Consider the following 11,006-nt stretch of genomic DNA (forward strand, 5'->3'; position numbering starts at 1 on the left):
GTCCGGCGCTTCAGCGCCGCAGCACTTCGCGCATCCAGTCCAGTTCTGCGGCGATGTCTTCTTCGTTGACGACGGTTCGGGAGATTTCCGACTCGAGGAGTTCGCGGAATTTTTTCCGCAGGCGATGCACCAGGACGCGGGCGGCGCCTTCGTTCGAGCCGAGTCGTGCGCCAAGTTCCGCGTAGGGCGCGGGCGCGTCGTCCCAGCCAAGATAAGGCTCCAGGACCTCGTAATCGGCGAGGCGGCCGTTGTTGATGAAGGAGGCGCGGAGCTTCTCCCGCACGCTTTCGAGGAGCTGCATGGCCCAGGCGCGGTCGTAGAGGTGGCGCGGATCGACGACATCCGCCGGTTCATGTGAGTAGCGGCCGTCGGCGGCGGTTTCGTCCAGAGAGAGGATCGCCTCCCCGCCTCCGCGACGCTGCGCACGATCGTGACGCGCCTGCTTGCTGGCGACGCGGGCGACGATGCCGATGAGGAAGTTCCGCAGCCGTCCGCGCTCCTGGCGCACTTGCTTGAGGGATTCGTCCTCCACAATGCGCTGGAAGGTGATCTGCGTGAGGTCCTCAGCGTCCTCGGAGGAGTAGCCGCTGCGACGCAGGTAGGCATAGACGGGATACCAGTAGCGCTCGCACAGGTCTTCCAGCGCCGCAGCCGCCTCGCGCTGATCGTCACTCTTCACGATCTGCACAAGCGTCCAATGCGTGGTCGGGAAGGCTGAATCGCGCTCGTTAACCGGCATAAGAAAAGCACCATCTACTGCATCTGGCTTCGGCGAGTCAATCCCCGGGAAAGTTTTTTCGCCCTGTCTGTAACGAAACGGCGGGTCCGGACATAGGACCGCCCGGTGGGTGCTGTCTGCTCCGCATCCACCGCTCAAGCCATGAAGTCGTCGATTGTTTTCCTGCTGGTGATCTTCCTCGCCTCCGCCGCGCGGGCCTTTCCGCCCGCGCCTTATTACACGCTCCATGGCATGGTGCGTGACCAGGTGGGACAGACGGTGATGGCCGAAGGAGCGGTGATCGTGCTGCTGAAAGGCGGGGTGGAGGTGGGCCGGGCAGCAATCAATTCAGTCACCGGGATTGACCAAAATTACGAGCTGTCCGTCCGCATCGACCAGAACCGCAGCGGGACGACGCTGTACACGGACAAGGCCGTGGTGGCACAGGGCCCTTTCAGCCTCGCGGTGGACATGAACGGCAGCCGCTTTTACCCGATCGAGGTCGCGGGCAACCTCACAGCGGGAAAGGGCGGCGAACGCGTCCGCCTGGACTTGAATCTGGGCGCAGACTCAGACGGGGACGGTCTTCCAGACGTCTGGGAGCAGTGGCAGCTCTATCAGGCGGGTTATTCACCCGATGGAAATGGCGACTGGCCGATTCATCTCATCAGCCGTGACGGCGATTTCGACGGCGACGGGCAGAACAACTGGCTGGAGTACGTCGCGGGCACGTTTGCAGGCGATGCGACGGAGAAATTCGGCATCGAGATCAAGGAGAAGACGGAGACGAGCGTGCGCTTCGAGTTTTTCGCCATCACTGGCAAGACGTACACCATCGAACGCAGCACGGACGTGAGGACCTGGACCCGTGTGCCTTTCTCCATCGGCAGTCCCGGCACGGGAAGCTTGGTCCACACGGCGGACGATGTGGCGATCCTCTCAGCCCACACCGTTCCCGCTCCGGGAGGAGTGAAGGAGTTCTTCCGGCTCACGGTGAGGTAGCGGAGGGCGAAAGGCACCGGTTCCAATCAAGACATCTCTCGACATGAAGACATCCCAGCCGCCGAAAGCCGCCGCAAGCGCTGTGCGCACGGTCTTTTTCTCTTTGTTCAACTTTCTGCTCTTTGCTGGTGTGGCGCATGCGCAGTGGCAGACGACGAACTACACGCTGAAGGGCGGTTGGAACTCCATTTACCTGCCGGGGGACGCCACGTATGCGGCTCCGGAGGTCATTTTCCCGGACAGCGGCGTCACGGCGAACATTCAGGAAATCTGGCGCTGGAATCCGAACCCGAGCCAGATGCAGTTCACCTCTTCCCCGCTGGTTCCGGCCTCCGGCACGCCGGAGTGGAGTGTGTGGGTGCGGGGAGGCACCGCGAACACGCTGGGCAGCCTCACCGGACAGGCGGCCTACCTGGTGAAATGCGTCGGCACCACTGCGAACACCTACTCCGGCATCTCCGTGAAGCATTCCCCACGGTTGCCGGACACCTCCTGGGTAAGGAACGGGGCGAACTTCCTCGGCTTTCCCACGCGGCTGAATGGCACTTATCCGCTGTTTTCGAGTTACTTTGCCAGCTTTCCCGCCGCCATCGCCGCCAATGCCAAGATCTTCAAGTATGTGGGCGGGGATCTGGGGCCGGCGAACCCCGTGCAGGTCTTTTCACCCTCGACCGAGCGGGTGGACGCAAACCAGGGCTACTGGTTCTCGGCCGAGGTGGTGGGGAATTTTTATGCGCCGGTGGAGGTGACTCTCAGCCAGGCGGACGGCATGGATTTCGGCAGGAACGGCTCCGTCATCACCATGCGGGTGATGAATCGCACCGCTTCAGCGATGACGCTGACGATCACTCCCGTGGCCTCAGGCACGGCCCCAGACGGTGGGGAAAGCCTCAGTGCCAGTCTGAACAACGTGGGCCTGCCCACGGGCAGCGTGCCGGTGACACGCCGGACTTTCAACAGCGGCACGGCGAGCTGGCAGGAGACGCTGATCAGCGCCGGTTATACCGAGGCCATCGGCCCTGGTGCGGCGGTGGAACTGAGCTTTGGCATCCAGCGCAGCGCCATGACGGCGGCCAGCCCGAGCGCCCTGTATGCCTCCTTCCTGCGGCTGACCGATTCGACGAACCTTTTCGACCTTCTGGTGCCGGTGCGTGCCCGCAAGACCTCCCTCTCCGGCTTGTGGATCGGTGAGGCGCTGGTGCAGGCGGTCGAGAGCAAGCCTGCGGCGGATGCGGTGACTCCCACCGGCCGCGCCTACCCGCTGCGGTACATCCTGCATGTGGCGGATGACGGCACCGCACGGGTGCTGTCCCAGGTGTTTGTGGGGAAGCTGGCATCTCCGGGGAATCCACCCGGCCTCTGCACCAAGGAGGCCGGGCTCTTGAGCACAGAAAAGGCCGGTGCACGCCGTCTGGTGGCCGCGCACATGCCGCTGGACCGCGTGCTGGACACTGGCACAGGCAGCGTGGCGGTCCCTGGCAGCCTCGCCCGCACGATCAGCCTGCCGTTCAATGATCCCACGAACCCCTTCGTGCATGCCTTCCATCCGGATCATGACAACAAGGGTGCCACAGGGGCGCCTCTCGTGGCCGGGCAGGAGGCCTACACGATCACACGGAACGTGACCTTCACCTTCACCGCCGCCCCGCCGTCCGGCAGCAGTGTGACCTCCGGCTGGGGCAGCAGCGTCATCGGAGGGACCTATGCGGAGGTGATCCAGGGCTTGCACAAAGACAGCACCGGAGTCGGCACCGGCAACGGGCTGAACCTCTCCGGCACCTTCGAGCTCCGGCGTGTCTCCGAGCTGGGCAACCTCAGCATCACCCCATGAGAAACGACCAGACACTGCATCCCGGACCTTTTCCCAAAATCATCATGAACACCCACACTCCCAACCCTGGCCCGATGGCGTCTGTCATTCGTCATTCGTCACTCGTCATTGGATTGCTGCTCCTGCTGCCCGTCTGGACGCAGGCGCAGACCACCTCAGCCGTGCCCGGCACCATCAGCTATCAGGGCCGTGTGCTGAACGCCTCCGGCACCCCCGTCGGCACGGGAACACCAGTGAACCGCACCGTCATCTTCCGCGTCTGGGACCATCCCTCCAACACCAACCAGGCAAACCTGCTCTACTCCGAGCAACAGACCGTCACCATCGCCGAGGGTGAGTTCAGCGTGCTGGTGGGGCAGGGCACAGGCACCAGCATCCAGACCTTTGGTTACTCCGAGACAGCCAAAGGGCCGCCAGGCGTCAGTCTGCCAAATGTGTTTAACGGACCCACCCGCTACCTCGGTGTCACCGTCGCCGCCGGGGCCAGCATCCAGCTCACCGACAATGAGATCACGCCGCGCCAGCAGATCGTCAGCGGCGCGTTTGCCTTCCGGGCGCGGTTTGCGGAGATCGTCGGTTCCAATGGAGTCGCCGCCATCACCACCGTGGACGGCGGGAATGTCGGCGTGGGCACCAGCGCGCCCCCAGCCCTCTTCACCATCAGCGGCAGCAACAACTCCAGCACCACCAACACTCCGCAGCTCGTGGTCACGGATCCAGCGGATCTCAGTGAGCGTCTGCTCATCGGCATGAATAGCACTGGCAATGGCAGTGGCGTCATCCAGGCCACGAAAGTCGGCACCGGGGCGCAAAACCTGCTGCTGAATCCGAGCGGTGGCAATGTCGGTATCGGCAGCACCACGGCACCGACGGCTGCACTGGATGTCGCTGGCGGCATCAAGGCTTCGGGAACGAGTGGTTTCACCTTTAACACAGGTGACGCCGACGGCGGCCTCTTTTCCCCGGCGGATGGAGTGGTCACGCTGCGGACGAATGGCACCGAGAGGCTGCGAGCGAATGCCAGCGGGAATTTGGGCATCGGCACCACGACCATCAATCATCGTCTCCAAGTCAGCGGAAATGTCATGTTGGGCACTGGTGCCCCCGATGTTACTTTCACTTCGATTGGAGATACTCTTTACCTCGGCCAGCCTCGTAAATTCCTCTCCACGACGCTTGGCACATCAGTCGGTGGCTCCACAGACTGGTTGAATCTCATGTGCCACAGCGGCTCGGCAGGCATTATTCTCGGTGGGGCAACGACGGATGCCACTCCACATTCGAACCCGGCCGTTTACATGGTGATCAAACCAAGCGGCGATGTCGGCATCGGCACGACATCACCCCAGAGAAATCTTCAGATCGGCAGCTTCACGGGTGGAGATAAATACATCCGCCTGGCCAGTGAGGGCGGAAACATCGCCCGCTCAGGGCTGGAGCTCTTTCATTTCAATAGCAGCACGGGATTTTCGATCGTCAGTGATGAAAGGTCGGCCGGCCCTCAAGGCCTTCATTTCATCAACCACGGCGGAGCCGGCGGCACACGCATGTTCATTGGTTACTACAATGGAAGGGTCGGCGTCGGCACGACGGCTCCACAATGTCCCCTGGATGTCCGTGGTGGAACGGATGTGGTCCTCAACGGCAACTACACCAGCATCAAGTCCGAGTGGTATGTGCAGGCCTTTGGCTATGGAACGATGTCCGATCAGCGCATCAAGCAGATCGTTGATCGCTCCAACTCCGCCAGTGACCTGGACACCGTCATGAAGCTTCAAGTGACCGACTACCAGATGAAAGCCCAGGTCATGAAGGGCAACCCAGTCCAAAAAGGTCTGATTGCCCAGGAGGTTGAGAAGGTGATACCCGAAGCGGTTCTCAAATCGGAAGCCTATGTCCCAGAAATTTTCGAGCTGGCGCAGCAGGCTGAATATGATTCCGCCAGCAAGTCGTTGAAAGTCACGATGGGCAAGCCCCATGAGCTGGCCGTGGGAGACATGGTGATGATCACCAGCAAAGATGCCGAGACCGATGCAAGCCATTATTTGAAAGTCACGCAGGTCACGGATGCAAAAGCCTTCGTGGTGGGAGATGTGGCTGCTGAGATCAAAAAGGTTTTTGTCTTTGGCAAGCAAGTGAAGGATTTCCGCTCAGTTGACTACAACCGTGTTTACACCACTGGCATCGGCGCGATTCAGCAGCTCAAGAAGGAAAAGGATGCCGAGGTGAAGCTGCTGCGGGATGAAAACGAAGCTCTCAAAGCCCGTGTGGAGGCCCTGGAAGCATCCGCCAGAGAACGTGAGGAGGCAGACAAAGCCGTCGTCACGAAGCTGGCTGCGCTGGAGAAGCTCATCAAAGACAATGCGAAGCCTGCTGCCCAGCCCGTGAGCCTCAAGCGCAGCGCCGGTGGTGCCGAGTGAGTCATCCATCCGACCTCTGTCATGAAACTGGGAGTGCCATCATGTCGAAACGCTCATTGGGCTTGCCCGAGCGCGGCAGCGTCATGGAGTGCGGTGGGAAGCGGAGCGCCACACCGCTTTCGACGGACTGTTGGACTGACGGAGGTCTTGTGGCCGGTCGAAAGCGGTGTCGCCGCCCTTTCAGGGCTCTGCCACCGCACTCCAAAACGCTGCCGCGCTCATCGGCGGCCTGGTTCCTTCGCCCCGGCGGTGCAGATGGCAAACACGCGGAGTTTATTCCGGGGTGATGGCTGGGGTGAGGGGACGAATCTTCCACCGACTCGTGGCCTCACAAACCGCAAAGGGCTTGTGCCCGTAGCTGCACTCCCCTCACCTCGCTCAGGCCGCTTCTCGCGCACGATCGACCTCAACCGGCCGGGTAGTTTGGCGAATGGGATCGAGGTCGTTGCGGAGCTCTTCGCGCCAAACACACCCGGCCTACGACCATGCCGCCTTCGTCATTCGTCCTTCTGATTTCGTCATTCCTCCTCTCTCATGAACCGCTTCCTCCTCTTCGCCCTCTTCACGCTGCTCTCCTCTGCCGCCGCGCAGGCGCAGTTTGAGATCAAGAGCGCCTCCACTCATCTCCTGGATTATCGCCGTGCGGGTGCGTCTGCGACGGTTTCTGGCGGCGCTGTCACGGCCATCACTGTGCGGGGCGGCGGGGCGGGCTACGTCTCCGCGCCTGTGGTGACCATCGCCTCCGAAGGTGGCGTCACGGCCACGGCCACGGCGAATGTGAGCGGCGGTGTGGTGACGAGCATCACGGTTGTGAACGGCGGCACGTCTTACAATGCGGCGAACCCGCCCCAGGTCTCCATCGCCCCGCCACCGCCAAGCCCGAGCGGTGGTCCGGCGGTGACCACGCCGCAGTTCGCCGGAGCGGCGGGGCTTTCGGCCACGGCGGGAGCCGTCTCCACTTCCGGCATCATGGCGGGGCGCTACCCGAGGGCGCAAGATGTGACCATCCCGGCATCTCCGGTGACCACGATCGTGCTGGTGCGGGCCAGCTTCGGCTATTCCTTTGCCTCGGGCGCACCGCTGTACCTGCTGGGAGATGAGATCCAGCGCCCCACCGTGCGCTGGGACGGCGCTCCGGTGGCGCAGAGCTACTGGCGAGCGCAGCCGGTGCAGCCGGGGGAGACTTTTTCATCGCCGGGGGCCAGCAATGTCGGAACGCTCAGCATTCCGCCTTATCCGCAGGAAATCGTGACGGTGACCGATAGCGCGCTGAACAGCAAAACGGTCACCGTGGTCAACCCGCCGGCCAGTCTCCTCAGCGGTGCGGTGCTTCTCGGCTCCACGGTGGCCACGGTGAATGGGAACACGGTGACGCTGCAATCGAATGCCAACCAGGCCATCAGCGGCAGTTTGTCGGTGAGCTTCAGCCCCTACCAGCCCTATTACTACAGCCCTCATGCGAACCGGGTCTTTGCCACACAGCCGGGACGCGTGACCATCACCTGGGTCTCCGCCGTGCCAGACACGACGAACTCCGCTGGTGCTATCGGGAATCCTGCGGAAGGGCCCGCGCCCACCTACAAGTTCCGGCGGGAGACGTTTGCCGTCTCCAGCGGCACCACGCGGCCGGTGCGGACGATGTTCTGGACGGAAAAAAGCTTCGACGCGAAGCCGGTTTATGTGCCTGAGGGCCGCATCGTGCGGGTGAACCCGGTGTACAACACCTTTTTCCCCAGCAACGTCATCACGGAATATGTGCCCGTGGGCACGAATCCCGGCTCCAACGGCCTGCCGCCGGAAACCCGCACGCTGTGGTATGAAAGCGAGCTGGGACCGGCCTCCTTGCGGGCCTACAATGCGGAAGGGCGGCTCTTTGTGGAGTATCTGGGCACGGAAAACCAGGGCACCAACGGCGTCCACCAGTTCATCGGCGCGGACATTGTCGAAGTGAAGCGGGTGGCGGAAGTGCAGACCCTCACGGCTCTGCTCGGCACCGAATTGCGACCAAGGGACGAAGCCCCGGAAAATGAGGATGACCAGCTCGTGCCCGAACTGGTGGGAACCTCCACCACGCCCACAAAACTGCCCCACGGCACCCATTTGAGGCCGGATGGCGTCACGCGTTACTTCGCCGAACGTGAGAACCTGGACCCGGACCGCGTGACTATTTACTGGAACGAGCCGAAGGACGCGGCCATCCACTTTCTGACGGCCCCCTCCAGCCCTGGCATCTCCATCCTGTGGCCAAAGCTGAAACGGAACTACCAGTTTGTCTGGCCGGAGAGCATTTCCCAGTTCCAGCCGGTGAATGTCACTCAGTTGGGCAACGGCCCGGCCACCGCGCTCCAGTTTGCCGCCAGCAACCTGCCCCAGGTCATCTTTCAGGACGATCCTGATGAAACGGAGACGGAGATGGACGGCGCCACCCAGCGGCTGCTGGTGGACTTCACCGAATCGAGTGACCAGACCAGCCGCTCCCTGCTAAAATTCGGCTCCGTGGACGGCCCATGGTATGTGCGGCTTTTCATCCAGGCTCACACGAAGCTCGGCAGTCCTGAAATCCCTGATCCGGACGGAGCCGGGCCGCTCACGGGCACCCCGGCGGTTTATACGCTGAATGACCAGAATGCGGATGGCATCGCCGATTACTCACCCTCCAGTCCGGTCGGGCCTGGCAGCGCCGCCACGGCCGCCACCGTGGGCACGCGCCTGGAACCACCCGCCGCAGGGCTGGAACCAGGCGGTTATGTGGCGGAAGGCCGCTGCTACAGCGCGGAGGCTTACATCAATCCCTTCACTGAGGGTGTGCCTGCCTCCACCGCTGGCGGGATCATCCCCGTGAATGCCATCCCTGAACAGAACACGCTCGTCGTCTGGTGGATGAAGCAGGTGCCGGCGCCTTCGGACAAGTTTCAGCCCTTTTACGTGCCCGCCGTGGCCGCCCGCTACACGGTCAGTTATCCCGCCAGTCCGCAGGATCTCGTCATCGCCTCCGGGAAGGGCATTGAGAACCCCGGCCTCACACCGGAGCAGGCTGCGGGCAGCATCTATGTCCAGAACGACCCCACGCTGGTGGGCTACAATCCAAATGAAGAGCACGCACTCATGCTCAGCGGGAATGCCTACGCCTTGCGCGATGACTTGAACAACACCAACGCAGGACCGGACTACACCTCCGAGCCTTTCGTCCTGATCTTCTACACCGATGGGGGCAGCCGCCCCGCCATGCGGGTCGTGCGTGTGGTGAGGTCGAATGGCACCTACCCGCTGAGCTTTGTGAAGGCCGCCGGCACGCCGATCCAGCCTCCCATGCCGCTCACCGCCCTGCCTCTGCCGTTGAGGCCGGATGGCAGCGTGCGCAATGAGGAAGCCCCGGGCCTGGTGGACAATCCGGTGGCCGGAGCGCCTGCCGACTATGCCAGATTCACCTTCGAGGATCGCAAAGGCCAGCACTGGCTGTATCGCGGGCCGCACGGAGCCGGCACGCCCACGTTCGTCATGCAGTTCTATTACTACAGCCTGCCCGGCTTCCATGTGCCGAAGGCCGTGCCCCAGCCTGCTGTGGGCACCATCATGCCCTTCATCGCCTCCACCACGGCGGACAAGGTCGGCGGCACTGCCGCGGACGTGACCTACATCCCGAAATGGCCGGATGACGTGGCCGCCTTTGGTGCCCAGGCCGCCCAGCTCGGCGTGCTGAGCACGGCGGAGACGCTGGCCTTGCCCAAGGCCGGGTTGCCGCAGGTGCGCGGCCAGACCAGCGCCCAGGTGCTTTACCAGCAGTCAGTCGCCAGCGTGGCGGGAAATCCGAAGTCGGTGCTCCTGCATGACCCCACGCGGGCAAAGACCTGCCTGCTGGGCGCGGCCAATGCCCTCCAGGCTCTCCCGCCTTCGGTGCTGACCACAGACTACGCCGGTAGAACCTACTTCCAGACCCTGCCGCCGCATTTGCAGAACCGGTTCTACTTTGACAGCACCCTCGGCACCAAGGGCGGCCTCGTGCTCACCGGCGAGTTCATCGATGAAATCAGCGGGGAGGACTACTTCCACCTCAACGCCCTCAGCGATGCCGATGTGATCGCCCTCCAGTCCCTCTGTCCGGCGGAGGACACCGTGAACAGGCCTCTGTGGGAAAAGGCCATCGCGGAGATGAGCGGCCAGACGCAGATTGGGGGCCTCGCCACCACCCTCCAGACCTGGAGAAAGTATCAGGTGGCTCAAATCACCCCGGTGGTGGCCAGCACCGCCACCGCCCAGGCCCTGCTGAGCACCTTCAACGTGCTGGAGGGAAATGTGGTGGACTCCATTCAGGTTCTTGATGGCGGCAGAGGCTATCTCACCCCGCCCACTGTCACGATCGCGGCCCCCTACCATGACCCCGAAGTCTTCTCCCCCAGTCTTTCAGGCCTGCTGACCACCTTGCTCCTGACACGTGCCACGGCCACGGCCAGCATCAACGGCGGTGCTGTCACAGGTTTCAGTCTCACGGGCAGGGGGCTGTATTATCAAAAAAGTTCACCCACGGTCACCATCTCCCCGCCAGACCGTGCCGGCCAGGTTCTCGCGCTGACCATCGCCTCCCCAGGCTCGGGATACAGTTCGGTGCCGCCCACCATCACCATCTCCCCACCGCCGTCTGGCGGCTCCACGGCCACGGCCACGGCCACCGTGTCCGCCGGCGTCGTCACCAGCGTCACCGTCACGAATCCCGGCTCCGGCTACAATGCCGCCAGCCCGCCCACCATCACCGTCTCCCCGCCGCCGAACCTGCTGGCCGTGGACACTGCGCTGAACCGCACCGTCCACCTGCGTGACATCAGCGAGGTCACCGACCCCGACACCGCCGTGGACAGCTACGCCCTCAGCTCCACCGGCGCAGGCACCGGTTATGTGACCCTCGTTTTTGGGAATGGCGAGGTCTTCACCGATGAAGGCGACCCCGTGGTCATGCAGATCCTCAAGGTGAGCCCCACGCTCTACAAAGGTGACCTCAAGGTGCTGCCCAGCAGCAATCCGCTGGATGAGCAGGTCGTGC

5 protein-coding genes are annotated in these 11,006 nt (G+C 63.0%); 4 read left to right on the top strand and 1 reads right to left on the bottom strand.

The window, feature by feature from the left end:
- Positions 1-10: 10 nt before the first annotated feature.
- The gene (locus IAE77_RS30415; protein WP_294235370.1) at positions 11-679 is read right to left on the bottom strand and encodes a sigma-70 family RNA polymerase sigma factor; all 669 of its coding nucleotides are present in this window, start codon (positions 677-679) and stop codon (positions 11-13) included.
- 201 nt (positions 680-880) lie between these two features.
- Between IAE77_RS30415 and IAE77_RS30420 the strand changes: the two genes are divergently transcribed.
- From IAE77_RS30420 to IAE77_RS30435, 4 genes are all read left to right on the top strand, one after another.
- The gene (locus IAE77_RS30420; RefSeq protein WP_294235372.1) at positions 881-1,720 is read left to right on the top strand and encodes a hypothetical protein; all 840 of its coding nucleotides are present in this window, start codon (positions 881-883) and stop codon (positions 1,718-1,720) included.
- Positions 1,721-1,763: 43 nt separating this feature from the next.
- Positions 1,764-3,551 carry a hypothetical protein gene (locus tag IAE77_RS30425; protein WP_294235374.1) on the top strand — a complete coding sequence of 596 codons (1,788 nt, stop codon included), beginning with the start codon at positions 1,764-1,766 and terminating at the stop codon, positions 3,549-3,551.
- A 44-nt stretch (positions 3,552-3,595) separates the two neighbouring features.
- On the top strand, positions 3,596-5,971 hold the full coding sequence (locus IAE77_RS30430; protein WP_294235376.1) for a tail fiber domain-containing protein: 2,376 nt from the start codon (positions 3,596-3,598) through the stop codon (positions 5,969-5,971).
- 534 nt (positions 5,972-6,505) lie between these two features.
- Positions 6,506-11,006, top strand: a 4,501-nt coding sequence (locus IAE77_RS30435; RefSeq protein WP_294235377.1) for a hypothetical protein, incomplete at its 3' end; no start/stop codon positions are given.

Origin of the sequence: Prosthecobacter sp., assembly GCF_014879935.1 — a bacterium.
Lineage (GTDB): Bacteria > Verrucomicrobiota > Verrucomicrobiia > Verrucomicrobiales > Verrucomicrobiaceae > Prosthecobacter.